The sequence below is a fragment of the Chitinasiproducens palmae genome (genome assembly GCF_900095735.1).
Taxonomy (GTDB): Bacteria; Pseudomonadota; Gammaproteobacteria; order Burkholderiales; family Burkholderiaceae; genus Chitinasiproducens; species Chitinasiproducens palmae.
The window spans coordinates 151,020-173,990 of the sequence record NZ_FNLO01000005.1 but is presented as its reverse complement, the minus strand read 5'-3'; the positions used below and the strand labels follow the sequence as shown (position 1 = coordinate 173,990).

General features: G+C 63.3%; 23 protein-coding genes. 4 read left to right on the top strand and 19 right to left on the bottom strand.

Annotated features, from left to right (window positions below; translation table 11 throughout):
• Positions 1 to 134 precede the first annotated feature (134 nt).
• The 14 genes from BLU54_RS10245 to BLU54_RS10180 all read right to left on the bottom strand — a co-directional run bounded on the left by BLU54_RS10245 (position 135) and on the right by BLU54_RS10180 (position 14,723).
• Positions 135 to 668: a F0F1 ATP synthase subunit delta gene (locus BLU54_RS10245; protein ID WP_091907714.1), complete on the bottom strand. Its 534-nt coding sequence runs from the start codon at positions 666 to 668 to the stop codon at positions 135 to 137.
• Positions 669 to 670: 2 nt separating this feature from the next.
• Positions 671 to 1,141: a F0F1 ATP synthase subunit B gene (locus BLU54_RS10240; protein ID WP_091908025.1), complete on the bottom strand. Its 471-nt coding sequence runs from the start codon at positions 1,139 to 1,141 to the stop codon at positions 671 to 673.
• A 163-nt stretch (positions 1,142 to 1,304) separates the two neighbouring features.
• Positions 1,305 to 1,577 carry a F0F1 ATP synthase subunit C gene (gene atpE / locus BLU54_RS10235; protein WP_091907712.1) on the bottom strand — a complete coding sequence of 91 codons (273 nt, stop codon included), beginning with the start codon at positions 1,575 to 1,577 and terminating at the stop codon, positions 1,305 to 1,307.
• Between the two features lie 62 nt (positions 1,578 to 1,639).
• On the bottom strand, positions 1,640 to 2,485 hold the full coding sequence (gene atpB / locus BLU54_RS10230; protein WP_091907710.1) for a F0F1 ATP synthase subunit A: 846 nt from the start codon (positions 2,483 to 2,485) through the stop codon (positions 1,640 to 1,642).
• 68 nt (positions 2,486 to 2,553) lie between these two features.
• On the bottom strand, positions 2,554 to 3,081 hold the full coding sequence (locus BLU54_RS10225; protein WP_091907708.1) for an ATP synthase subunit I: 528 nt from the start codon (positions 3,079 to 3,081) through the stop codon (positions 2,554 to 2,556).
• 1,304 nt (positions 3,082 to 4,385) lie between these two features.
• Positions 4,386 to 5,276: a ParB/RepB/Spo0J family partition protein gene (locus BLU54_RS10220; protein ID WP_091907706.1), complete on the bottom strand. Its 891-nt coding sequence runs from the start codon at positions 5,274 to 5,276 to the stop codon at positions 4,386 to 4,388.
• Entirely contained in the window at positions 5,273 to 6,070 is a 798-nt protein-coding gene (locus BLU54_RS10215; RefSeq protein ID WP_091907704.1) for a ParA family protein, read from the bottom strand. The genes BLU54_RS10220 and BLU54_RS10215 overlap by 4 nt, the downstream gene beginning before the upstream one ends.
• Before the next feature lie 43 nt (positions 6,071 to 6,113).
• On the bottom strand, positions 6,114 to 6,758 hold the full coding sequence (gene rsmG / locus BLU54_RS10210; RefSeq protein WP_091907702.1) for a 16S rRNA (guanine(527)-N(7))-methyltransferase RsmG: 645 nt from the start codon (positions 6,756 to 6,758) through the stop codon (positions 6,114 to 6,116).
• Positions 6,759 to 6,760: 2 nt separating this feature from the next.
• Positions 6,761 to 8,692, bottom strand: a complete 1,932-nt coding sequence (gene mnmG / locus BLU54_RS10205) for a tRNA uridine-5-carboxymethylaminomethyl(34) synthesis enzyme MnmG (RefSeq protein WP_091907701.1) — start codon at positions 8,690 to 8,692, stop codon at positions 6,761 to 6,763.
• Between the two features lie 113 nt (positions 8,693 to 8,805).
• Positions 8,806 to 9,558 (bottom strand): ABC transporter ATP-binding protein, encoded by a 753-nt coding sequence (locus BLU54_RS10200; protein ID WP_091907699.1) that lies wholly within the window; start codon positions 9,556 to 9,558, stop codon positions 8,806 to 8,808.
• Complete coding sequence (locus BLU54_RS10195; protein WP_091907698.1) at positions 9,558 to 11,330, bottom strand: branched-chain amino acid ABC transporter ATP-binding protein/permease; 1,773 nt, start codon at positions 11,328 to 11,330, stop codon at positions 9,558 to 9,560. The genes BLU54_RS10200 and BLU54_RS10195 overlap by 1 nt, the downstream gene beginning before the upstream one ends.
• Before the next feature lie 18 nt (positions 11,331 to 11,348).
• The gene (locus BLU54_RS10190) at positions 11,349 to 12,404 is read right to left on the bottom strand and encodes a branched-chain amino acid ABC transporter permease (protein ID WP_091907696.1); all 1,056 of its coding nucleotides are present in this window, start codon (positions 12,402 to 12,404) and stop codon (positions 11,349 to 11,351) included.
• 184 nt (positions 12,405 to 12,588) lie between these two features.
• Positions 12,589 to 13,743: an ABC transporter substrate-binding protein gene (locus tag BLU54_RS10185; protein WP_091907694.1), complete on the bottom strand. Its 1,155-nt coding sequence runs from the start codon at positions 13,741 to 13,743 to the stop codon at positions 12,589 to 12,591.
• A gap of 497 nt (positions 13,744 to 14,240) precedes the next feature.
• Positions 14,241 to 14,723, bottom strand: coding sequence for an Lrp/AsnC family transcriptional regulator (locus BLU54_RS10180; RefSeq protein ID WP_407919410.1), 483 nt, complete (start codon positions 14,721 to 14,723; stop codon positions 14,241 to 14,243).
• A gap of 134 nt (positions 14,724 to 14,857) precedes the next feature.
• Here BLU54_RS10180 and phhA point away from each other — a divergent pair, with 134 nt between their 5' ends.
• Entirely contained in the window at positions 14,858 to 15,643 is a 786-nt protein-coding gene (gene phhA / locus BLU54_RS10175) for a phenylalanine 4-monooxygenase (RefSeq protein WP_091907690.1), read from the top strand.
• 261 nt (positions 15,644 to 15,904) lie between these two features.
• Entirely contained in the window at positions 15,905 to 16,210 is a 306-nt protein-coding gene (locus BLU54_RS10170) for a 4a-hydroxytetrahydrobiopterin dehydratase (protein ID WP_091908023.1), read from the top strand.
• 58 nt (positions 16,211 to 16,268) lie between these two features.
• Here the strand turns inward: BLU54_RS10170 and BLU54_RS10165 are convergent, their stop codons facing one another.
• Entirely contained in the window at positions 16,269 to 16,517 is a 249-nt protein-coding gene (locus BLU54_RS10165) for a DUF3717 domain-containing protein (protein ID WP_091907689.1), read from the bottom strand.
• 52 nt (positions 16,518 to 16,569) lie between these two features.
• Between BLU54_RS10165 and BLU54_RS10160 the strand changes: the two genes are divergently transcribed.
• The gene (locus tag BLU54_RS10160; protein ID WP_091907686.1) at positions 16,570 to 17,271 is read left to right on the top strand and encodes a response regulator transcription factor; all 702 of its coding nucleotides are present in this window, start codon (positions 16,570 to 16,572) and stop codon (positions 17,269 to 17,271) included.
• Between the two features lie 2 nt (positions 17,272 to 17,273).
• Positions 17,274 to 18,725: a sensor histidine kinase gene (locus BLU54_RS10155; RefSeq protein WP_091907684.1), complete on the top strand. Its 1,452-nt coding sequence runs from the start codon at positions 17,274 to 17,276 to the stop codon at positions 18,723 to 18,725.
• Between the two features lie 100 nt (positions 18,726 to 18,825).
• On the opposite strand, the gene BLU54_RS10150 is transcribed toward BLU54_RS10155, so the two are convergent.
• The 4 genes from BLU54_RS10150 to BLU54_RS10135 all read right to left on the bottom strand — a co-directional run bounded on the left by BLU54_RS10150 (position 18,826) and on the right by BLU54_RS10135 (position 22,937).
• Complete coding sequence (locus BLU54_RS10150) at positions 18,826 to 19,275, bottom strand: SET domain-containing protein (protein ID WP_091907682.1); 450 nt, start codon at positions 19,273 to 19,275, stop codon at positions 18,826 to 18,828.
• Positions 19,276 to 19,392: 117 nt separating this feature from the next.
• Complete coding sequence (locus tag BLU54_RS10145) at positions 19,393 to 20,481, bottom strand: NADH:flavin oxidoreductase/NADH oxidase (protein WP_091907680.1); 1,089 nt, start codon at positions 20,479 to 20,481, stop codon at positions 19,393 to 19,395.
• Positions 20,482 to 20,777: 296 nt separating this feature from the next.
• Complete coding sequence (locus tag BLU54_RS10140; RefSeq protein ID WP_091907678.1) at positions 20,778 to 21,464, bottom strand: MarR family winged helix-turn-helix transcriptional regulator; 687 nt, start codon at positions 21,462 to 21,464, stop codon at positions 20,778 to 20,780.
• 348 nt (positions 21,465 to 21,812) lie between these two features.
• Entirely contained in the window at positions 21,813 to 22,937 is a 1,125-nt protein-coding gene (locus tag BLU54_RS10135; RefSeq protein WP_091907676.1) for a YbdK family carboxylate-amine ligase, read from the bottom strand.
• Positions 22,938 to 22,971 lie beyond the last annotated feature (34 nt).

Here is a 22,971-nt window from a genome sequence, read left to right as displayed (position 1 = left end):
TCCTGATAGTCAATTCTTTATGCCAGGCCGTCCTGTCGGGCGACCGCTGGCGGGTGGTCCATCGAGCCGACGGTCACCCGGCGGTCCCTGGCGCCGCGGCGCCGCGCCGAGCGCGGCCGGCTTCGCGGCCGTGTTCAAGCGGTCAGCGCACTTTCCATTTGTGCCAAACGGGCACGCACCGACGTATCCAGCAATTCGTCCCCGACCTTGACGCTGACGCCGCCGATCAGCGACGGATCGACGACCACCGTCGGACGCAGCTTGCGCGCGAACTTGCGCTCGAGCGCCGCGACGAGGCTGGTCAGCGCCGCGCCTTCGAGCGGGAAGGCACTGCGGATTTCCGCGTCGGCCACGCCTTCGCTGCTGTTCTTCAACGCGTCGAACTGGACCGAGATTTCCGGCAACAGCGCCAGGCGATGGTTGTCCACCAGCATCTCGACAAAGTTCTTCAGCTCGGCGCCGGGCGCCGGCTTCACCGCTGTCAGCAACAGATCGGCGATCTGCCGACGGCTGATGCGCGGGTTCGACGACGCCTCCGCTACCTCGGGCAGGCGCACCAGTTCCGCCAGTTGCCGGAGCCCGTCCGACCACACGTTCAGGTCACCCTTCTCGGCCACGCTGAACGCTGCCTCGGCATACGGGCGCGCGACGGTAGCTAGTTCGGCCATGGTCAGAGCTCGGCTTGGAGTTGGTTCAACAGGTCGGCGTGGGCCTTGGCGTCGATCTCGCGCTTCAGGATCTGCTCGGCACCCTTGACGGCCAGCGTGGCGACTTCACGACGCAGCGTTTCGCGCGCCTGGATCAGCTGCTGGTCGGCATCCGCCTTCGCGGTCGCGATGATGCGTGCGGCTTCGGCTTGCGCGTTGGCCTTCAGTTCGTCCGCGACGAGTACGGCGCGCTTCTCGGCGTCGGCAATGCGCTGCTGGCCCTGGTCACGCGCTTCGGCGAGCGACTGGTCGATGCGGCGATTGGCGGCTTCGAGTTCAGCCTTGCCTTGTTCGGCGGCGGCCAGGCCGTCGGCGATCTTCTTCGCGCGTTCGTCGAGGGCCTTGATCAGCGGCGGCCACACGAACTTCATCGTGAACCACGCGAGGATCAGGAACACGACCATTTGCGCAAACAGCGTTGCGTTCAGATTCACGGTGTTTCCTTGCGTCAGAGCTTCATGGACCGTTCGCCGCGGAGACGGCGCCAGCGAGAACGGTCGCGACATGAATGCGACAACACCCGACACCTGGACTCAGGCGCCGGGCGTGGTGCAATGTTCCGCGAGCCCGTTGGAGCCCGCGGCGTTGCCGCATGCCTTAGGCGCCGGCGAGTGCGGCCGTCAGCGGGTTCGCGAACGCGAACAGCATCGCGACACCAACACCGATCAGGAACGCCGCGTCGATCAGACCGGCCAGCAGGAACATCTTCGTTTGCAGCGGGTTCATCAATTCAGGCTGGCGAGCGCACGCTTCGATGTACTTGCCACCCATCAGTGCGATACCGATACAGGCGCCGATAGCACCCAGGCCGATGATGATGCCGATGCAGATGGCGGTCAGGCCTTGGATGTTGGCGATGTAGGCTTGCATGTTTACTCCTCTTTGAAAAGTCTTAAAACTTGTTGAAACGAGATTGAAACGCGAGAGCTGGATCAGTGCTTGTCGTGCGCCTGGCCGATATACACCAACGTCAGCATCATGAAGATGAACGCTTGCAGCAGCACGATCAGGATGTGGAAGATCGCCCACGCACTGCCCGCAATCACATGCCCGACAAAGCCGAGCACGGAGGTGTCCGCACTGAAATGCCAGATGCTACCGAGCAGCGCGATCAGCAGGAACAGCAGTTCGCCGGCGTACATATTGCCGAACAGCCGCATGCCGAGCGAGACGGTCTTGGCAAGGAATTCAACGATGTTCAGCGCCAGGTTCGGAATCCACAGCAGCGGATGAGCACCGAACGGAGCGGAAACCAATTCATGGATGAAGCCGCCGGCTCCCTTGATCTTGACGCTGTAGTACAGCATCAGGACCAGGACGCCCACGGCGATGCCGAGCGTACCGTTCAGGTCTGCGGTCGGCACGATGCGATGGTGCGTGATGACGTTCGACAGGCCCAGCCAGCCGATCACGCGGCCCGGCAGGTCGACGGGCAGCAGGTCGAGCGAGTTCATCAGCGCGACCCAGACGAACACCGTCAGCGCCAGCGGAGCGATGAACGCGCGGTTACCGTGCACGATGGACTTGGACTGGTCTTCGACCATCTCGACCAGCATCTCGACGAGACACTGGAAGCGCGACGGTACGCCCGGCGTCGAGCGCCGCGCGGCCAGCCACAGTACGAAAATCGTCACCAGGCCCATCGCCACCGACCAGAACAGCGTGTCGAGGTTCAGGACCGAAAGGTCGAACAGCGACGTCTGATGCTTGGTCGAGAAATTTTGGAGGTGGTGCGAAATGTACTGTGAAGGGGTTTCCGATTCGATCTCTGCTGCCATTTCCAAGAACCCAAAATTGAATGCTTCAGGCGATTCCGGCCGAGGCGCGACCCGCAGGCCGCTCACGCTCAGCGCCAGAACAGCGCTATCCAGTACGTCTTCAAGACCAGCACGAACGTCAGCAGCAACGGCAGCCACCTCACGTCGCGAAACCCGATCGCCACCGCGGCGAACAATGCAACGGTCGCCGCCACTTTCACGCCCTCCGCCACCGCCCAGCGCAATGCCGATGGCGACCCGGCACGTCCGAGTCGCCATGCGAACCAGGCGCCAGGAACGAAACCGATTGCGCCGCCACACAGCGCCGACAGTGCCGCAATGCCCGGCCGCGCCGACAACAGGCCGGCGACGCACATTGAGCAGAGGGTGATGACCACTTGCGCGGCGACAACCTTAAACGGCGTCACGCGCGAGGCTTGGCTGACCGACGGACCGAACAAGGACTCGGCTTCGGCACGCGTCAGCGGGACGATTTCTGGCTCTCGCTCGACATCCAGCTCGCTGCGCCAATCACCGGTATCGCGTCGGATTTCCGCCTCAGACGCATCCGCCGTCGGTCCGTTCGGGCCTTTCGGAGCCGGTACGTTCTGAGCCATCGAAACCCACTCTTCTCCGCGCTCAACGCGCTTTCAGCCCGCTTTCGGACAGGTCGAGCCGACAAATCCGGGCGATTGTAAGCGATAGTTGTAGGGCATTCAAGCATTTAAGAGACGGACATTACGGCCGCGTCAATCTCTTCACAAAAAACACACAGTTGACTAAACAAGTAATAATTACTCAGAACTCATGGGATTCAGTCGAAATTACTTCACGGGTTTTCGTAGGTGGTATCGGTCCGACCTATTCCTTGCAAACGCCGTGGAAATTCGCTCTACGCAATCGTAGGGCTCATGTGTGTCGCCTCTGCATGCCTCGTATCCTCACGGCGCTGCCCCGCAGGGCTACGACGCCGAGGGTGTTGGAATTAGATACGAAGCACTGTTGTCCCACCAGTCGACCGAAAGGTCGACAAACCCTACACGTGCAAGTCGGAGAGATAGCGGAATGCTGACGGAACCATTCACTGGTCGACGTTTCCGACAACAACCTGCTCAGGGTCGTCAGTAGGTCACTACGGGGCACTTGGCTACATGGACCTTCGACGCTTTGCACGACTGGGATAACGGTGCTTGGGCGCGGCAGCGGAACGTCGGTGCACGGCTTGCTTGGGCTCGATGGCGAACTCGGCTAGGCTTGCGAAGTTACGTTGCGTTTCGCGGTGCAAACGACCCGACAGATTGCCCTATCGACGAACCGCTGCTCGCCGTCGCGGCGCGACGCGACGCGGCGCGGCATGCATGAGGAATGCGTGCTTGATCAGCACCCGGACTGTTGGTATGTCGGGTTGGGCGCAGCAACGTAGTGCTAGACCGTTTCGAGGCGCTGGCCCGACTGGAGAATCCTGGGAATGTCGCCGCGAAGATTAGGCGTCCGGGCTTTGAACGGTTGGCCAAAAGCGGTCGAGCCAAGCAAAGGCACCGGGAGGTAGAGCGATGCCTGTTCGGCCCGCTTCTGCATAGGCGTTGCGAATAACGTGTGCCGGGGCCTTCTCGCGCCCGCCCGCGCGGCTGACGGAAGTCGACCTTGTTCGACGACGGCATTTGGCCTGTGCAGACAATGATCTTGGTCAGCAAGCGTGCCGCCGTAGCGGCATGGCTTCGCTGAGTGGCGACATGGCGGTCAGGTGTGAGATGCCTGTTCGGTATGACCGTCCGCTGCGCCATGCGGGGGTTAGTCGGGCCGTCCGGGCTACCCTTTCGGCGCCCTTTACGCGTTCTTCAAGGACGCGTGCGGCGTTTGATCTCGGTCGGCTCAGACAGGCTGGGCGTGGGACAGCGCCGGCCGACCAGCGATGGGGCCGTCAGCCCCGTCGCGCAGCGGCGTTGCGTAGCCGCTCGATCACGCCCTCGAGGGCGTCCATGCTGCCGAATTGAATAGAGATTTGCCCGCCTCCCTTCTGAGTCGTCTTTATTTTAACTGCCGCGGCAAATACATCGGACAGTTCGTCTTCCAAGCCGCTGAGGTCACGCGGCTTGACTTTTCGCGACGGTGCATCTACGGCAGGCTTCTGTGACTGCGCAACCAGTTTTTCCGTCTCGCGTACGGACAGACGGCGGTTCACCACTTCGGTTGCCAGCGCGATCTGCATCGCGGCGTCCAGACTCAACAGCGCGCGGGCGTGGCCCATGTCGAGGTCGCCGGCGAGCAGCATGGTCTGGACTGGCTGAGCAAGATTGAGCAATCGCAACGAGTTGGTCACTGCACTGCGCGAGCGTCCCACCGCCTCGGCTGCCTGTTCGTGCGTGAACTTGAAGTCGTCGAGCAGGCGTTGCATGCCCTGCGCTTCTTCCAGCGGGTTCAGGTCTTCGCGCTGGATGTTCTCGATAAGTGCCATCGCCGCGGCGGCCTTGTCCGGCACATCACGGACGAGAACCGGCAGCTCCGTGAGCCCCGCCAGGCGAGCCGCACGGTACCGCCGTTCGCCAGCGATGATCTCGTACCCCTCGCCGTCTACGGGGCGCACCAGGATAGGCTGCATCAAGCCCTGCGCTCGAATGCTGGCGGCGAGTTCCTGCAGCGCACCCTCGTCCATCCGTGTGCGCGGCTGATATTTTCCCGGGCGGAGCGCCGCCACTGGAAGCACGCTGGGCTGATCGTTCGCCGATAGGGCCGGGGCGTCGATCGTGATTGCCTCGCCAAGCAGCGCTTCGAGTCCACGCCCCAGCCCTTTCTTTTTCGCGACGGTTTTCATTGCATTTCCGAGAGTGCCGGCGCCTTGCTTGCACCGTAGCGTTTGAGGATCTCTGCGCTGAAGTCGTTGTACGCCCGCGCGCCACGTGAACTCTTGTCGAACACGACGCCCGGCAGGCCGTAGCTGGGCGCTTCCGCCAGACGGACGTTGCGAGGGATGACCGCATCGAAGACCTTGCTGCCAAAGTGTTGCTTGATCTGCTCGGCCACCTGCTGCTGCAATGTGATGCGCGGGTCGAACATGACCCGCAACAACGCAATCTCTCTCAGGTCGCGATTTAGATTACCGTTGACCCGCTTGATCGTGTTGACCAGATCGGACAGCCCTTCCAGCGCGAAATATTCGCATTGCATCGGAATGATGACGCCATTCGCTGCGCACAGTCCGTTCAGGGTCAGCAATGACAATGCGGGAGGGCAGTCGATCAGGATGAAGTCGTAGTCGTTTGCTATTTTCGCCAATGCGTCGCGAAGCCTCCGCTCTCGTTTGTCGAAGGTGACGAGCTCGACCTCGGCGCCGGCGAGCTCACGGTTCGCCGGCAGTACGTCATAGCCTGCCGCCTCGCAGCGCACGATAGCGTCGCGGATCGGAACCGTGCCCACCAACACTTCATAGACGGTCTGCTCGGCGGACTGCTTGTCGACGCCGCTTCCCATCGTGGCATTGCCCTGCGGATCGAGGTCGATGAGCAGGACGCGTTGCTGACGCGCGGCCAGGCTGGCGGCGAGATTGACCGTCGTCGTGGTCTTGCCGACACCGCCTTTCTGATTCGCGACGCAGAAGATGTGGGGCATGCTGATTCCTGGAAGACTGGTACTGACGAAAGCGGCTTCGGTGTTACGGGTGCGGCCGATGAGCAACAATGAGGTGGCGCTGGGCGTCCAGCTCGGGTACCCGAAGTGGTATGACCTCGATGGCGAGCCCCTGCTCGGTCAGCCTTGCCAACTCATCGGCGCGCGCCACACCTTTCATCGCAACAAAATGCCCTTTCTGCGCGAGCAGGTGCTGGCTCAAACGATAAAAGTCCGACAGGTCCGCGAAGGCGCGGCACGTAATAACATCAAAAGGTGCAGTCGCATCGATCGTCTCGACCCGTGCGTTGACCACTTCAACGTTATCCAGGGAAAGCGCCGCCTTGACCTGCAGAAGGAACGCGGTTTTTTTGCTGACGATATCGTTGAGCGTGACGGCCCAGTACGGCCGCGCAATGGCAATGACCAGCCCAGGCAGGCCGCCACCGCTACCGACGTCGAGCACGCGGGCAGGCTCCAGACGGTCCAGAGTAGGCAGAATCGACAGGCAATCGAACAGATGCTGCACAAGCATTTGCTGCACATCGCGGATTGCCGTCAGATTGAACACAGCGTTCCATTTCGCAAGCAGCGACAGATAGTCGAGCAGCTTCGACAGAACGTCGATGGATAGATCAAGGCCAAGCGGCGCAATTCTGCCTCGCAGATCGTCGACCGTGGTGTTTCTCATGCTCACTTGCTTATCGTCGCCAGATCAGCACGGGCTTTTCGATGCTTTTTCAGGTGCACCATCAGTAGCGAGACGGCCGCAGGCGTGACACCAGATATCCGCATGGCCTGACCGATGGTTTCTGGACGCTGGACGCTGAGCTTCTGCTTGACCTCAAAGGACAGACCACGAATATCCGCGTAGTCGAGATCTTCCGGCAGTCGCGTGGTTTCGTGCGCGTCGTTACGCGCAACCTCATTCGCCTGGCGGTCGATATAACCCTGGTACTTGATCGCGATTTCCACCTGCTCGTGAATTTGCGCTTCCAGCACCGGGTCGTCGGAAAACGTTTCGGTTTTGAAACGACCGCCGTCGAAGTCGACCAATTGTCGATAGCTGACGTTGGGTCGTCTAAGCAGGTCTGCCAAGCTATATTCCCGCTCGATACCTTTTCCCAGCAGATCTGTCGCCTCCGCGGCCGGCAAGCTCTTAGGGTTGACCCAGGTACTGGACAAGCGCGATGTTTCACGTGAAACAGCGTCCCGCTTTCGATTGAATTGTTCCCAGCGAATGTCATCGACCAAGCCCAATTCGCGACCCATTTCAGTCAGGCGAAAATCGGCATTGTCTTCTCGCAGGCTGAGCCGATACTCGGCACGACTGGTAAACATTCGGTACGGCTCATTCACGCCCCGCGTGACCAAGTCGTCGACCAGGACGCCCAGATAGGCTTCGTCCCGCCGTGGCGACCAGGTCGGCAGTTCCCTCGCCTGACGCGACGCGTTCAGGCCCGCAAGCAACCCCTGCGCCGCGGCCTCTTCATAACCGGTGGTGCCATTGATCTGCCCGGCGAAAAACAGTCCGCCGATGGCCTTGGTTTCCAGCGATGCCTTCAGGCCGCGCGGATCGAAGTAGTCGTATTCGATCGCGTACCCGGGACGCAGGATATGCGCGTCTTCCAGGCCCGGCATCGACTGAACGAGTGCGATTTGCACGTCGAACGGCAAGCTGGTCGAAATTCCATTCGGATAAAACTCGTTCGTTGTGAGCCCCTCCGGTTCGAGGTAAATCTGGTGGCTCTCTTTCGACGCAAAGCGATGGATCTTGTCTTCGATCGACGGGCAATACCGCGGGCCAACTCCTTCGATCACGCCGGTGTACATGGGCGACCGATCCAACCCGCTGCGAATGATGTCGTGCGTCCGTGTGTTGGTGTGCGTGATCCAACACGGCATCTGCCGCGGATGCATCTCGGCGCGGCCGAGAAATGAGAAGACCGGCACCGGATTCTCATCGCCCGGCTGCACTTCGAGTCGACTGAAGTCGATGGACCGACCGTCGATTCGCGGCGGGGTGCCTGTCTTCAGACGCCCCTGCGGCAATGCCAATTCTTTCAGTCTGGCTGACAGCGACACTGAAGCAGGGTCTCCCGCGCGGCCGCCGACGTAATTACTCAGGCCCACGTGGATCTTGCCGTCGAGGAACGTCCCGGCCGTCAGAACCACTGCCCTGCTCTTGAAGACAATGCCAGCCTGAGTGACGACGCCTGCGACGCGCTCGCCCTCGACCACCAAGTCGTCGGCCGCCTGCTGGAAAAGCCAGAGACGCTCCTGATTCTCAAGGCGCGACCGGATTGCCTGCTTGTACAAAAGACGATCGGCCTGCGCCCGTGTCGCGCGGACTGCCGGACCTTTGGAGGAATTGAGAATCCGAAACTGTATGCCAGCTTCGTCGGTGGCGATTGCCATCGCACCGCCTAACGCATCGACTTCCTTGACCAGATGCCCTTTACCGATTCCGCCAATGGAAGGGTTACAGCTCATCTGACCAAGCGTCTCGATGTTGTGCGTAAGCAACAGCGTTTTCGCACCGGAGCGCGCCGCTGCCAGCGCGGCTTCGGTTCCGGCATGGCCGCCACCGACGACGATGACGTCGAACTCTTTCGGGAAAAGCATGACAGACGCGCGAGAGCGCTTTGGAAGGAGCAACGCAGAATTATAACCTGTCGCTCCGTCGGCGTCGCCCGGCAAAGCCGGGGCTAGCCTATTGTTTCACGTGAAACAACCGATCACGCGACTTCCGATTTCTTCGCCAAACCAAGATAGGTTTCGATCACGCGCGGATTGTTGGCCAAGTCCGACGCTGGACCCTCCAGCACAAGATCCCCAGTCTCGATCACGTAACCATAATCCGCGACCTGGAGCGCTGCGCGAGCATTCTGCTCAATCAGCAACGTGGCAACGCCGGTTTTTCGTAAGTCGTTGATAATATGGAATATTTCCTTCACGATCAGCGGCGCCAGCCCGAGACTGGGCTCGTCCAGCATCAGCAGGCTCGGTTTGCCCATCAACGCACGGCCCAGTGCAAGCATCTGCCGCTCACCACCGGACAGCGTGCCCGCCTGCTGTTTGCGCCGCTCTTTCAAACGACCAAACAACTGGTACACATGGTCCAGCTGATCCAGATAATTGCGGTCACGCGCGCGCGCTCGACGGTAGCTCCCCAACAGCAGGTTGTCCTCGACCGACATCGTTGAGAACAATTCGCGCTTTTCCGGCACCAGGCACATGCCACGCGCGACGCGTTGCTCGATCGACAGGCCGCCCACTTCGTCGCCCTCGAAGAACACCCCGCCAAGTGCCCGACCGCTCAGCGGCAGCGCCCCCATCACCGAATTCAGCAGCGTCGATTTGCCTGCTCCGTTGGGGCCAATGACGGTGACGATCTGACCCGGCTCCACGCGCAGATGGGCCCCATGCAGTGCCTCGATCTTGCCGTACGAGACATTCAGATCCTTGACTTCCAGAATCGGCGCGCTCATCACTCCACCCCGCCCAGATAGGCTTCGAGAACCGCCGGATCGTTCTGCACCTCATGCGGCAAACCATGTGCGATGCGCGTACCGAATTCCATCACCACCAGGCGATCCGTCAAGTTCATTACAAAATCCATGTCGTGCTCGACCAGCAGAACGCTGAGTCCTTCCCCCTTGAGCTTGCGCAACAGATCGGCCAACGCCTGCTTCTCCTTGTACCGCAGGCCTGCCGCCGGCTCGTCGAGCAGCAGCAGTGTCGGATCCGATGCCAGCGCTCGCGCGATCTCCAGGATGCGTTGCTGACCCAGCGCGAGGCTGCCCGCTTCGTCATACATGTGTGCGCCAAGGCCGACGCGCTCGATCTGACGAGCCGCCTCGAACATCAGGCGTTCTTCCTCGGCCTTGTTCAGGCGTGCGACGCTGCGCCAGACGCCGGTGTGACCGCGCAGGTGCGCGCCGATCGCGACGTTTTCGAGCACCGTCATCGTCGGCATCAGCCGTACGTGCTGGAAGGTCCGACCGATGCCGCGCTTGACGATCTCCCGCGAGGCGAGCTTCTCGATCCGTTCGCCGCGGAACATGATCTCGCCGCGCGTCACATGCAGCACGCCGGTTACCAGGTTGAAGGTGGTCGACTTGCCGGCGCCGTTCGGTCCGATCAGGCCGATGATCTCGCCTGCATTGACCTCGAAGCTCACGTCGTTTACCGCAACCAGACCGCCGAATTCCTTGCGTGCGGCGTTGACTTGCAGCAGCGGCTCGCCGGCGCTCGGCTTGGCGCGCTGCACCAGCGCCTCCGCCTTCTCCGGGGCCGTCACGCCGCGACGTTTCGGGAACAGCTTCTGCAGGTACGGCCACACGCCATCACGCGCGTACTGCAGCAGCAGGACCATCAGGATCCCGAACACCACCATCTCGAAGTTGCCGTTCTGGCCGATGATCCTTGGCAGGAAGGATTGCAGCCAGTCCTGCAGCAGGGTGACGATGCCCGCGCCCAGCACTGCGCCCCAGACGTGTCCCGCGCCGCCCACCACCGCCATGAACAGGAACTGGATGCCATGCTCCAGTCCGAACGGCGTCGGATTCACGGCACGCTGCAGATGCGCGAACAGGAAGCCGGAGATCGCGGCAAGGATGGCCGCGTAGACGAAGATCACAACCCGCATCCAGGCAGTGTTCACGCCCATCGCCTCGGCCATCACGCCGCCGCCACGCAGCGCGCGGATCGCGCGGCCGGGACGGGAATCGAGCAGGTTCTGCACCGACAGCACCGAGCCGATCACCACCACCCAGATCAGATAGAACATCTGGCGACCGGTATCGAACCGCCAGTTGAATACCTCCAACGCGGGGATCGAGTTGATGCCGTCGTACTTGCCGAGGAATTCGAGATTACCGAACAGAAAGAACAGCGACAGGCCCCAGGCGATCGTCCCCAGCGGCAGGAAGTGCCCCGACAGCCGCATCGTGATCGCGCCCAGCACCAGCGCGGCCAAGGCGGTGATCGCGATGCCGACGAACAGTGCCAGCCACGGCGACACGCCATAGCGCGTGCTGAGGAAGCCGGTCGTGTAGGCGCCCAGACCGACGAACGCGGCCTGCCCGAACGACGTCATCCCGCCGATGCCGGTCAGCAGCACCAGACCGACCGCAACGATTGCATACAGGCCGATGTAGTTCAGCAGCGTGATCCAGTACTCCGGCACCCGGACAGGCAACGGCAGGACGGGCAGCAGCACGACGATCAGCAGGAAAACCCAGAATAGTTTGTTTCTCATGGCGACTTTCCTCGTTCCTTACGCTTCGTCTTCCTCGGAGTGCGGGTTCGCCAGCGAACGCCACACCAGCACCGGGATGATCAGCGTAAAGACGATCACTTCCTTGTATGCACTCGCCCAGAACGACGAATAGGATTCGAGAAGACCGACGAGCAAGGCACCCAGCGCGGCGGCCGGATAGCTGGCCAACGCACCGATGATCGCGGCGACGAAGCCCTTCAGACCGATCAGGAAGCCCGAGTCGTAATAGACGGTCGTCACCGGGCCGATCAGCACGCCGCCAAGCGCGCCCATGCCCGCCGCGAACACGAACGACAGCCGGCCCGCGCGGGTGGTTGCGATACCGACCAGGCGCGCACCCAGGCGATTGACGGCGGTTGCGCGCAGCGCCTTGCCAGTCAGCGAACGGTCGAAGAAGACGTACAGCGCGATGATCAGCACCAGCGAGGTGACCACCACCCACAGGCTCTGGCCCGAGATGGAAACGGTGCCGAGATCGAAGCTCGCCGTCGTGAACGGGGTCGTGCGCGAACCTTCCGCGCCGAACATCAGCAGGCCGATGCCAACCAGCGCGAAGTGCACGGCGACCGACACGATCAGCAGCAGCAGCGTGCTGGCCTCGGCGATCGGTTCGAACGCGAGACGATAAAGCATCGGTCCCATCGGTACCACGATCAGCAACGTCAATGCGATATGCGCAGCCATCGGCAGCGGCAGCCCCGCGACGCGCTGCACCACCAGCAGGATCGCAATCGGGAACAGCAGGTACTTGCCTGCATAGACGGCGATGGCCTTGCCGGCCGTGCGTCGCCGCGCGTGGTCGCGCAGCACCTTGGCAGTCTCGAAAATGAAGCAGGCGACGCCCATCGCGACCAGCAGCCAGCACGTGGCCGGAAACCGCTGTGTCTCCAATGCGGCCAGCGTCAGCGCCCCGTACGAGACGAATTCGCCCTGCGAAATAAAGATGATGCGCGTGACAGAAAAGACCAGGACGAGGGCCAGCGCCAGCAGCGCATAGATCGCCCCTGACGTGATCCCGTCCTGGGCAAGGATCGCGGCTATGGATAGGTCCATCGTTCAGAATTTCCGAAAAAAACGAATCTTATAACGGTGCATTTTCGCTGCGTGGGGCAAAAAAAAATCGCTGCGAAAAACGCTGGCGATCTTTTCGGCACCGGGGGTGCCGTTCGTCCCTTCCCTCACCCGACGGCGACATCGGGCCGTCGCCGGGGAGCCTGCGCTCCCCGGCGATCATCCATCAATCCTGCAACTTCCACTTGCCGTTGACGATCTGCACCATCACGCGTGCGCGGTCGTCCAGGCCATTGTGATTGGTCGGCGTGGTGTTGAAGATACCGTGCGAAGCCGGCAGGTCCTTGATGTTCTCCAGCGCGGCGCGCAGCGCATCCCGGAACTCCTTGGTGCCCGGTTGTGCCTTCTTCAGCGCCACCGGCAACGCGCGCACGAGCATCTGGCCCGCATCCCATGCATGGCCGCCGAACGTGGCAACCGTGCCCGGGCCCATCAGCTTCTCGTACGCATTCTTGTACGTCATCGCCGACTTCTTGACCGGGCTCGAGTCCGGCAGCTGCTCGGCCACCAGCAACGGGCCGGCCGGCAGGTAGGTGCCTTCGCAGTCCTTGCCGCACACACGCAGGAAGTCGTTGTTCGCGACGCCGTGCGTCTGATAGATCTTGCCCTTGTAGCCACGCTCCTTGAGGGCGCGCTGCGGCAGCGCCGCCGGCGTGCCGGCACCGGCGATGAGCACCGCATCCGGCGTCGAACCGATGGCCTTCAGTACCTGGCCCGTCACCGACGTGTCGCCACGGTTATAGCGCTCGTTCGCGACGATCTTGATGCCGTTTTCCTGGGCCGATTGCGAGAATTCCTTGAACCAGCTGTCGCCGTAGGCGTCCGCGAAGCCGATGAAGGCCACCGACTTCACGCCCTGCTTCTTCATGTGCTGGGCGATCGCGTCGGCCATCAGCTTGTCGTTCTGCGGCGGCTTGAAGCTCCACGCGCGCTTCGCATCCATCGGCTCGATGATCGAGCGGGAGGCAGCGAGCGAGATCACCGGGGTCGAACCCTCCGCCGCCACGTCGAGCATTGCCAGCGCGTTCGGCGTCACTGTCGAGCCGATGATGGCGTCGACGTGATCTTCGCTGATCAGCTTGCGCGTGTTCTGTACGGCGCGCGACGTGTCGGAGCCATCGTCGAGAACGATGTACTGGATCGACTTGCCGTCCACTTCCTTCGGCAACAACGTGATCGAGTTCTTTTCGGGGATACCGAGCGAGGCGGCCGGGCCGGTGGTCGACAGCGTCACGCCAACCTTGATCTGACCGAACGCCGCGCTGGCGGCGCCGATCAGAGCCAGCGCCACACCCGTGCGCAAGACTTTCAGCTTGTCCATCGTGTCTCCTGACTTATCGTGCTTTTTATATCGACCGAGGCCCCATGGCACTGCGGCATGGACCAATCATTAGCGAGTTAATTTACAAAATCAACTGTCGCGGCAGCAGTTTTGCGGATTTTCCGCATCAAAAGCGACGCTTCCAGGGAAAACACCTAGGAAACGTCCAAAGCGGAGAAACGTGAAAGAATGGGCTCGGTGCACTCGCGGCGCCATGCCATTTGAAAAGTCTCCCCGAATGCTCAAGCGACGGGCGAAAAAAAACGCCACCGGTGTAACCCGGCAGCGTTTTTCCCGGCAGCTTGGCCTATGCACTTGGCGTGTGATGCGCTTTCTTTATAAATAAGTGCGCCACGCTGTGCTTTTTCGTCTCCTCGTCCTCCACCTGCTTTATACGGTGCTTCGAACGTGACGCAAGTTTAACAAGCCCCCTCTGCCCCACAAGCTAGCATTTACCCTAGGTGGTGCAAATATCGTTCCAAAGCGGTGCACGCGATTCAGTTGACACGCGTCGGTGCACGATCCAGAGGCATTGCACCATCGCGTTTGAAAGTCGTCAGCACGATATTGGACTGTATGCTGTCTACGCCGGGCACACGCATCAGTTTCTTCATGACGAATTCGGACAGGTCCTGCAGACTGCCGGCCACGATGCGCAGCATGTAATCGGTGTCGCCGACCACCGCATGGCACTCCAGCACTTCGGGCAGCACGGCAATCTCGCGCTGGAAGCGCTCGATGATCGAATCGCCGTGATGCTTCAACTTGAGTCCGGTAAATGCCATCACATTCAAACCGATCCGGTCTTCCCGCAGTACGACGCGATAGCCTGCGATCACGCCGATCGATTCCAAACGCTGCAGACGTCGTCCGATCTGCGAAGGCGACAGGCTGACGTGCTCGGCAATTTGATGGTGCGTCGCGCGGCCGTGGCTCTGCAGAAATGACAGCAGCGCGATGTCATACTGATCGAGATTCATCAATTACGCACCTGTTTGTCGTTTGACGCGATATTACCGCATAAGAAGCGCCATAAGCGGTTCCGATTGCGCATTATTCGCGCGTCACGCGCGGTAATCTGAATGCCTTGCCAACCCGTCTTCGAGTTACCAACATGTGCGCTTCCGTTTCCCCGTCCGTCAACCTGCAGGCGACGTTCGAGCAGCCGTACGCACGCTACGAAGCCGCGGATCACCGGGTATGGGCGACGCTTTATGAACGGCAGTGCCGGTTGCTGGCCAAGCATGGCTGCACGGCCTTCCTGGCGGGCCTCGACGTACTGCAGCTTCCGGCAGACCGGGTGCCCGATTTCGCCGCGCTCAACCGTGCGTTGACCCAGGCAAGCGGCTGGCAAGTGGTGGCTGTCGACGGATTGATCGACGAGAGCGTTTTCTTCAGCCTGCTGGCGCAACGCAAGTTCCCGGTCACCTGGTGGCTACGGCGTGAGGACCAGCTCGATTATCTCGAAGAGCCGGACCTTTTCCACGACCTGTTCGGCCATGTGCCGCTGCTCGCCGATCCGACCTTCGGCGACTTCATTCAACGCTATGCGATGCTTGGTCTGGAAGCGCGGGACGCCGACGAGTTGACGCGCCTGGCGCGCCTCTACTGGTTCACGGTCGAATTCGGGCTGATGCGCTCGCCCGAACACGAAGGCGGTCTCGCCGTATACGGCGCCGGGATCGCGTCGAGCCCGGCGGAGACCTTGCACAGCCTGACAGGCGCGGGCGTACAGCACGACCGATTCGACACCGCGACCATCGTCTCCACCGCCTATCGCACGGATACGCTGCAGATGCGCTACTTCGTCATCGACAGCTTCAACGCGCTGTTCGACGCGGTCGAGTCGCTGCGCGCGAATCGCATGCCGGCCGCCAACGTGGATCGCCTTGCCGCCTGAACGTGGCGGCACGTTGCGTGGGAACGGGCCGAGAGCAGGTCGAAAGCACAGCGAAAGCGCGCCGCAAGCATGCCGTAAGCACGCCGCAAGCGCGCCCTCGCGCGATCGCGTAGACCCGCAGACGCCGGACACGCGTTTGTGAAAAAATAGCGCCTTCAAGAGCAGCACCCATCGCGCCGATCGTTCCGCGGGCGCCGCATTGCGCGGTACCGCCTGACGTGCGGGAACCGAGCAGCGCGTGGCACGCGTGGAGAGGCGATGATGTCGACAGCCAGACCAAAGGCTTTGGATGATGCAGCGGTACAGGCGGCACTGGCTGATTTGCCAGGCTGGCGGCGCAGCGGCGGCGACCGGGACGCGCTCGAAAGGCAGTTTCGTTTCGACGACTTCAACGCTGCGTTCGCGTTCATGACGCGCGTTGCGCTACAGGCCGAGAAGATGGACCACCACCCGGAGTGGCGCAACGTCTGGAATACCGTCGAGATTGTACTCAGCACGCATGACGCCGGCGGCGTGACCGAACTGGATGTCGCGCTGGCGCGCTTCATCGACGCCGCGGCCGGCTAGTGCGTTGGACCGGCTCAGGCTGATTCCCGGCGGCTATGGAGCCGCTCCCACAGCTGCGTCATCCGGCCGCAGGGCCGTCCTTACTTTTCCCTTGCGTGGCCGACAGATAACCCTGCCACGCTTGATGCGCGGCCGGTTCCAGCTGGTCGGCCGAAACGGCTTCCCATCCGTTAACGATCATCAGCGCATAGCATCGGGCCAGATCACCGGCCGGTGCGCACAGGCGCATCTCGTCGCCGACCGAAGGCGAACGTTGACGCCAGAAATTGATTGCTGCCTCGATGTCGGTGATCGTGATGGTCGGCATGTGATCGGCTGCATGAGCCCCGAACGGCTTGTCATTGTACTTGAGCGAACAGATGCGACTTCTCCTGATTGAAGACGACCGCGGCATTGCCCGCGGCATCCAGAGCCGCCTCGAAGAGAGCGGATTCGTGGTTGACATGGTGCACGACGGTCAGCCGGCCGAGAAACTGCTGGCGCAGAACAAGCACGACCTGGTGATCCTCGATCTGGGCCTGCCCGGCATCGACGGCATGACACTGCTCAACCGCTTCCGCCAGACCAACCGCCACACGCCGGTCATCATCCTGACCGCGCGCGACGAGTTGGACGATCGGGTGCAGGGCCTGACCAGCGGCGCCGACGACTACATCGTCAAGCCGTTCGAGCCGGCGGAACTGGAGGCGCGCATCCGTGCCGTCAGCCGCCGCGCCGGCGCCCACGGCGACCTGCCACGCCCCGAGGTGAGCGTCGGCGGCCTGCGCCTGTCAGGTGTCGACCGCCGCATCTTCAACGGCGAACGGGCGCTCGAAGTGTCGCCCCGAGAATTCGCGGTGCTGGAACTGCTGATGCTGCGTCACGGACGCGTGGTCAGCAAGGCGCAACTGCAGGATCACCTGACCTATTTCGGTGGCGATCTCGGTGACACGGCCATTGAGGTCTATGTTCACCGGGTACGCAAGAAGCTCGAGAATTGCCGCGTCGAGATCATCACGGTGCGCGGCTTCGGCTACCTGCTGCAGGCCATCGCCCAGGACGCGCCGTCGGCAGCCTCGTGACCATGGCGCGGCGCGGCCACGCGACGGAGCACACGAACATCCCGAGCCTGCGTCGTTCGATGCTGCGGCGCCTGGCGCTGCCCTTGTCGTTCCTCGCGCTTGCCAGCGGTCTGCTGGCCTTCGGGCTGGCCTGGCAGTACACCGGTCGCGTCGTCGACCGTGCGCTGCTCGACCTTGCCAACGGCGTCGCGGCGCAGATCCGGCTGGCGGGGCCGGACGCCAAGCACGCGGTGCCGCCGCTCGCCCAGGCGATGTTCTCGGACCCGGACGAACCGCTCAGCTATCGTGTCATCGCCGACGGGGTCGAACTGGCCGGCGACGCCGCGCTGCCGCTGTGCGACTCCGCGGCACGCCAATGCCGCGACCAGTCCGTGTTCGACGGTCTGCTGCATGACGACCGCATGCGCATCGCGCTCGCCCGCGTGAGCCTCGCGGATGGCAGCGAGGCGGTGGTCGAAGTCGCCCAACGGAATGCACGCCGTTATCAGCTCGCGGCCGAGTTTCTGGCCGCCATCGCGGTGCCGCTGCTGGTCCTGCTGCTGGCCGGCTGGCTGATCGTATGGCGGGTCGTCACGCAGCAGCTCAGCCCGTTGACGCGGCTGGCCGACTCCCTCAACCGGCAGACCCATCGCTCGCTCGAACCGGTCGACGAAACGGACGTGCCGCTGGAAATCCGGCCGTTGACCGGCGCGCTGAACGCGCTGCTCGGCCGTCTGGCGCAGGCGCTCGACGCGCAACGCAAATTCGTGGCCGACGCCGCCCACCAGTTGCGCACGCCCCTCACGGCGATCAAGCTGCACGCCGATCAGGCCGTGCACGGCGGCGACGCCGGCCGCGTGCAGCGTGCGCTGACCGAGCTGCGGGAATCGGCCGACCGGGCGGTGCGGCTATCGAATCAGCTGTTGTCGCTGGCGCGCGCCGAACCGAGCGAACAGGTGGCCCGCTTCGTGGTGCTGGACGTCGCCGCGCTGGCCTTCGAGACCGGTGCCGAATGGGTGCCGCGCGCGCTGAATGCCGGCCTGGATCTCGGTTTCCACGACAGCCGGGAGGCCGACGAGGCTCTGCCGGTTCGCGGCGATGCGGTGCTGCTGGCCGAGGCGATCGCCAATCTGATCGACAACGCGATCAAATACGTGCCGCCGCACCGCCCGCGGGATGGTCATATCACGGTGCGCATCGCGCGTGACCCGGTCCATCCGGACACGGCGCTCGGATTCGCTCAGATCGATATCGAAGACAACGGGCCCGGCATCGGCAGCGAGCCGCCGGAAGCGCTGTTCGAGCGCTTTTTCCGCGGCGATGCAACCTCGGGCGTGGGCTCGGGTCTCGGCCTGGCGATCGTGCGTGACATCGTCGTGCTGCACGGCGGCACCGTGCACTTCGAAAACGCCGCGGGCGGCGGATCGCGCTTTGTGATCCGCCTGCCGCTGGTCCGGCGCGAGGCGCCGCACTAGCGCCGGCTGCAACGCCGCACTCGGCGATGGGGGCGATGCGCGCGCGGCGCCCGTCACCCTCACCGTCGCGGTCACACCGGGCGATCGACGCCCCGCCCGCTCAGCGCTTGCTGGCCAGCATCGTGCCGCGGCACGTCGCGGCGCCGCACAGGCAGGCGTAGTCTCGCTTGACCTTGGCGGTGTGCCGGCCGTCGAGCACCAGCCCGTAGTCGTAGAACAGCTCCTGTCCGGCGGCAATGTCGCGCAGCGCATGGATGAACACACGTCCATCGCGTTCCTCGGCCGCACAGTTCGGCGCACACGAATGGTTGATGTAGCGCGAGCTGTTGCCGCCGTACTTGCCGTCGATGACCCGTCCGTCCTCCAGCGAGAAGTAGAACGTGTGGTGAGGATTGTCGGGATCGTGGGGATGGCGCCGGAGCGCTTCAGGCCAGCCGATGCGCTCGCCTTCGTATTCGAACAGACGGCTGCCCGCGGCGATCGGTTTGAGCGCGAACACGCCGCGACCGTGGATGCCGGAACGGCGGACGATGGTGCGGCGAGCGCTCATGGTGTCGTGTGATCGATGCGGGCAGCGTGGAAGCGGCGGTGGCCGGCCCGGGCTGCGCCAGCGGCCAATGCAGACGCCGCTTGCGCCACGCCCGGCCGGGTATCGTCGGCGGCCGGACTAGCCGAACAGCCGCTTGAGCTGGTGTGGCTGCGAGCGGAGATATTGCGGTGGCGCACTGATCTGCGCGCCCAGTTCCGCGGCCGCATGCCACGGCCACCGGGGATCGTACAGCGCGGCGCGGGCGATCGCAATTGCGTCGGCCTGGCCGGTCGCCAGAATGGTCTCGGCTTGGTGCGGCTCGGTGATCAGACCGACCGCCACCGTGTTCACGCCGGTGCGCCGCTTGACCTCCGCCGCAAGGGCAACCTGATAGCCGGGACCGACCGGGATTGTCTGTTCAGGGGAAAGGCCGCCGCTCGAGACGTGGAAGAAATCGACGTTTCGTTCGCGCAGTTGGGCGGCCAATGCGACCGTGCCTTCGATGTCCCACCCGCCGGCTACCCAGTCGGTCGCAGATACGCGTACGCCGACCGGCACGCCCGCCGGCACGACCTCGCGTACCGCTGCGAAGACTTCCAACGGGAAACGCAGGCGGTTCTCGAGCGAGCCGCCGTATTCGTCGCTGCGGCGATTGGCCAGCGGCGACAGGAACTGATGCAACAGGTAGCCATGCGCCATGTGCAGCTCGATGGCCTCGAAGCCCAGCCGCACGGCGCGCCGGGCCGACGCGGCGAAGGCGTCACGCACGCGCGCCAGTCCGCCCGCGTCGAGCGCCATCGGCGCCGGCCATTGGCCGAACGCCACGTCGGACGCGCTGACGGTCTGCCAGCCGCCCTCGGCCACTGGAATTGCGTCGCCCCCTTCCCAGGGTCGGCGGGTGGACGCCTTGCGGCCCGCGTGGGCCAGTTGGATGCCGATCGGCGTGGTGGCCGACGGCCGGATGGCGTCGAGCGTGCGCTTGAGGGCCGCCTCGGTCACGTCGTCCCAGAGTCCGACGTCCTGCGGCGTGATGCGCCCGATCGGCTCGACCGCGGTGGCCTCCACGAGGAGCAGGCCGGCGCTGGACATGGCCAGGTTGCCGAGATGGATCGTATGCCAATCCGTGGTGCAGCCATCGAGCGCCGAATACTGGCACATCGGTGCGATGACAATGCGATTGGGAAGGGTCAGGTTGCGCCAGGCGGCGGCTTGGAACAGCAGGCTCATCGTGCGACTCCAGAATTCATCGCAGGACGTTACCACGCCGATGCGACCGCTGCCGACGGCGCCGGTGCCGCCGTGGCATGGCGACTAGCTCCTGTCACTGCCGCGTGTCCGCCCCTGGCCGCTTCTGAAGGCCCAGGAACGGCCGCTGGGTACATGGGCAGGGGGTACCCAGGCGAAGGCGGCGGCAGGCCGCCAGGGCGCCGCTGACAGCACCCGGACCGTCTGACACGCGCCGGGCGCGGCCCCGCCCGACTGCCCTGCCCCTCCACCTGCCCGTGCTGCCGGTAACGGCGCGGTCAGGCCGCGCGGTTGAAGATCTTCCAGATCTTCTTGACCTTGGCCACGTCGGCCGGCTCGTAGCCGGGGCAATCGAGGCGGATGCCGTTGTCCGAGTAATCGATCACGAAATAGTCGCAGTGATGGACAGCGGACACCGCGCGCGCCTGACGCCGAGCGCTGGCACGTCCGCCCTTCGGCGCCTCGGCCAACGGTTCGAAATGCTCGCAGGTCAGACACATCCGGTGCTTCGGGATGTGCGTCCGCTCTTCCATCTCGAAAATCAGCTTCAGTAGCGAGCGGTACAGCGATGCCTGCTCCTCCGTTGCCAGCGTGCCGGCCGCGGAACTGACGAACTTTGGCCAGGTCGCGGCCTTCTTGGCCGCCGTGCGGCCACGGGCAGTCAGCCGAACCGCCAGCGCGCGTCCGTCGTCGACGGCCCTGCGCTTCTCGACCAGACCCTTGCTTTCCAGCGTCGTCACCGCATCGCTGGCGGTGGCCGCGGTCAGCGCCGTCTGCCGTGCGATCTCACCCAGCCGCAGCGGCGTCTTGCTCTGCATGAGCAGGACGAGGATCTCGCCTTGAGTCGGAGTCAGCCCAGCACCTTCGGCCCAGCTCCAGGCCTGGCTCCGCATTGCGGTACTCAGGCGCAGCAGGCCGTGGGTAATGCGACCGGTTATTTCGTCGCCGTAGACCCCTTCACTCATTCGTATTTACTCAGCGTGGATTATCGAACACAAGCGCCGCCCACAAGCCCGATACCGCCGGGCCGAGACAGTTGTCCATCGCAAAATCATCAGTGCGGAGCCGCGGGTCCGGCAAAGAGCGGCAGCGCCCTGTGGCAAGCGTCGGGCGCTATTTTAAGCGAGTCACGAAAAAGATTCAGGACTACAACAGCTTTTTTACGACTCGTACGAGCCGATTAACCGTCGATGCGCTCGAATAAGCGACACGGACGGGCACTGCCGCGCGTCGCAAAGCGGTCTGGCGCACTCAGGCGCGGCCGGCGCTTCACACTGCGCATGACATCGCACTGCACCGTCCATCGCCCGGCTTCAGTGCGCCGTGCCGCGCCAGCGCAGGCATTGCTGCCGCACCGCTTCGGGCAGCGAGCGCTCGGTCCGATGCAGGCTGCGCAAGCGTCCGGCGTCGTTGTCGCCACTGGCTGCGGCGTCGGCGATCGCCTGCCACGCGCCTTCCGCGCCGAGCGCCTGCGCATGAGGCCGCAGCGCCTCCAGCGTCGCGCCGATCGCCTCGGCGACCGTGCGGCGGTGGCCATTGGCCGGATCGACGAGCGTGCCCTGCAGGCCGTAGCGACACGCTTCGAAGCGGTTGAAGCTGTACACCAGATAATCGTCCTCGCACGGCTCGAACGGGCGCTCCGTCAACAGCCAGCGCGCCAGCATCTGGATGTAGCAGGCGGTCTGGGCCGCGCGTTCGATCGAACACGGCGTATCCATTACCCTTACCTCGATAGTGCCAAAGCCGGGTTTCGGACGAATATCCCAATAAAAATCCTTCATGCTCTGGACCACGCCCGTGCCGACCATTTTGTCGAAATAAATCTCAAAGTCGTGCCAGTCCAGCACGAATGGCGCGCGTCCGCTTAAAGGGAATGCAAACACCGAATTCAGGCGTGCGGATTCGAAGCCGGTATCGATACCCTGAACGAACGGTGAGGAAGCCGAAAGCGCGATGAAATGCGGAATAAAGCGCGACATGGCGTGAAGCAAATAAAGCGCACTGTTCGGATCGGTGCAGCCGACATGCACGTGTTGACCGAAAATCGTGAACTGTTTCGCCAGATAGCCATACACCTCCGAGATGTATTGAAAGCGCGGCGCATCGTAGATTTGCCGCTCGTGCCAGCGCTGGAATGGGTGCGTGCCCCCGCCGCAGAGCCCGACGTTGAGCCGGTCGGCCGCGGCCACCAGCACGTCGCGCGTCGCGGCGAGCTCCGCCAGCACCTGCTCGTAGTCGCGGCAGATGCCGGTGGACAGCTCGATCATGCTTTCGGTGATCTCCGGCGTGATCACGCCCGGCACCGGCACGTCCTTGACCAGCCGCATCAGGTCGGACGCCGCGCGGGTCAGGTCGAAGTCGTGCGTATTGACGACCTGCACTTCCAGCTCCACGCCCAGCGTGAAGGGTTCGGACGGAACGAAGGCTTCCAGGGACATAAGCGTTTTTCCGTGGCGCGCGAGCGGCGTGAAA

Bases quoted from the DNA above. Each gene is read 5' to 3' on its own strand.
- BLU54_RS10245 (WP_091907714.1), bottom strand. From the start codon at position 668: ATGGCCGAACTAGCTACCGTCGCGCGCCCGTATGCCGAGGCAGCGTTC.
- atpE (WP_091907712.1), bottom strand. From the start codon at position 1,577: ATGCAAGCCTACATCGCCAACATCCAAGGCCTGACCGCCATCTGCATC.
- atpB (WP_091907710.1), bottom strand. From the start codon at position 2,485: ATGGCAGCAGAGATCGAATCGGAAACCCCTTCACAGTACATTTCGCAC.
- BLU54_RS10225 (WP_091907708.1), bottom strand. From the start codon at position 3,081: ATGGCTCAGAACGTACCGGCTCCGAAAGGCCCGAACGGACCGACGGCG.
- BLU54_RS10220 (WP_091907706.1), bottom strand. From the start codon at position 5,276: ATGAAAACCGTCGCGAAAAAGAAAGGGCTGGGGCGTGGACTCGAAGCG.
- BLU54_RS10215 (WP_091907704.1), bottom strand. From the start codon at position 6,070: ATGCCCCACATCTTCTGCGTCGCGAATCAGAAAGGCGGTGTCGGCAAG.
- rsmG (WP_091907702.1), bottom strand. From the start codon at position 6,758: ATGAGAAACACCACGGTCGACGATCTGCGAGGCAGAATTGCGCCGCTT.
- mnmG (WP_091907701.1), bottom strand. From the start codon at position 8,692: ATGCTTTTCCCGAAAGAGTTCGACGTCATCGTCGTCGGTGGCGGCCAT.
- BLU54_RS10200 (WP_091907699.1), bottom strand. From the start codon at position 9,558: ATGAGCGCGCCGATTCTGGAAGTCAAGGATCTGAATGTCTCGTACGGC.
- BLU54_RS10195 (WP_091907698.1), bottom strand. From the start codon at position 11,330: ATGAGAAACAAACTATTCTGGGTTTTCCTGCTGATCGTCGTGCTGCTG.
- BLU54_RS10190 (WP_091907696.1), bottom strand. From the start codon at position 12,404: ATGGACCTATCCATAGCCGCGATCCTTGCCCAGGACGGGATCACGTCA.
- BLU54_RS10185 (WP_091907694.1), bottom strand. From the start codon at position 13,743: ATGGACAAGCTGAAAGTCTTGCGCACGGGTGTGGCGCTGGCTCTGATC.
- BLU54_RS10180 (WP_407919410.1), bottom strand. From the start codon at position 14,723: ATGAATCTCGATCAGTATGACATCGCGCTGCTGTCATTTCTGCAGAGC.
- phhA (WP_091907690.1), top strand. From the start codon at position 14,858: ATGTGCGCTTCCGTTTCCCCGTCCGTCAACCTGCAGGCGACGTTCGAG.
- BLU54_RS10170 (WP_091908023.1), top strand. From the start codon at position 15,905: ATGTCGACAGCCAGACCAAAGGCTTTGGATGATGCAGCGGTACAGGCG.
- BLU54_RS10165 (WP_091907689.1), bottom strand. From the start codon at position 16,517: ATGCCGACCATCACGATCACCGACATCGAGGCAGCAATCAATTTCTGG.
- BLU54_RS10160 (WP_091907686.1), top strand. From the start codon at position 16,570: ATGCGACTTCTCCTGATTGAAGACGACCGCGGCATTGCCCGCGGCATC.
- BLU54_RS10155 (WP_091907684.1), top strand. From the start codon at position 17,274: ATGGCGCGGCGCGGCCACGCGACGGAGCACACGAACATCCCGAGCCTG.
- BLU54_RS10150 (WP_091907682.1), bottom strand. From the start codon at position 19,275: ATGAGCGCTCGCCGCACCATCGTCCGCCGTTCCGGCATCCACGGTCGC.
- BLU54_RS10145 (WP_091907680.1), bottom strand. From the start codon at position 20,481: ATGAGCCTGCTGTTCCAAGCCGCCGCCTGGCGCAACCTGACCCTTCCC.
- BLU54_RS10140 (WP_091907678.1), bottom strand. From the start codon at position 21,464: ATGAGTGAAGGGGTCTACGGCGACGAAATAACCGGTCGCATTACCCAC.
- BLU54_RS10135 (WP_091907676.1), bottom strand. From the start codon at position 22,937: ATGTCCCTGGAAGCCTTCGTTCCGTCCGAACCCTTCACGCTGGGCGTG.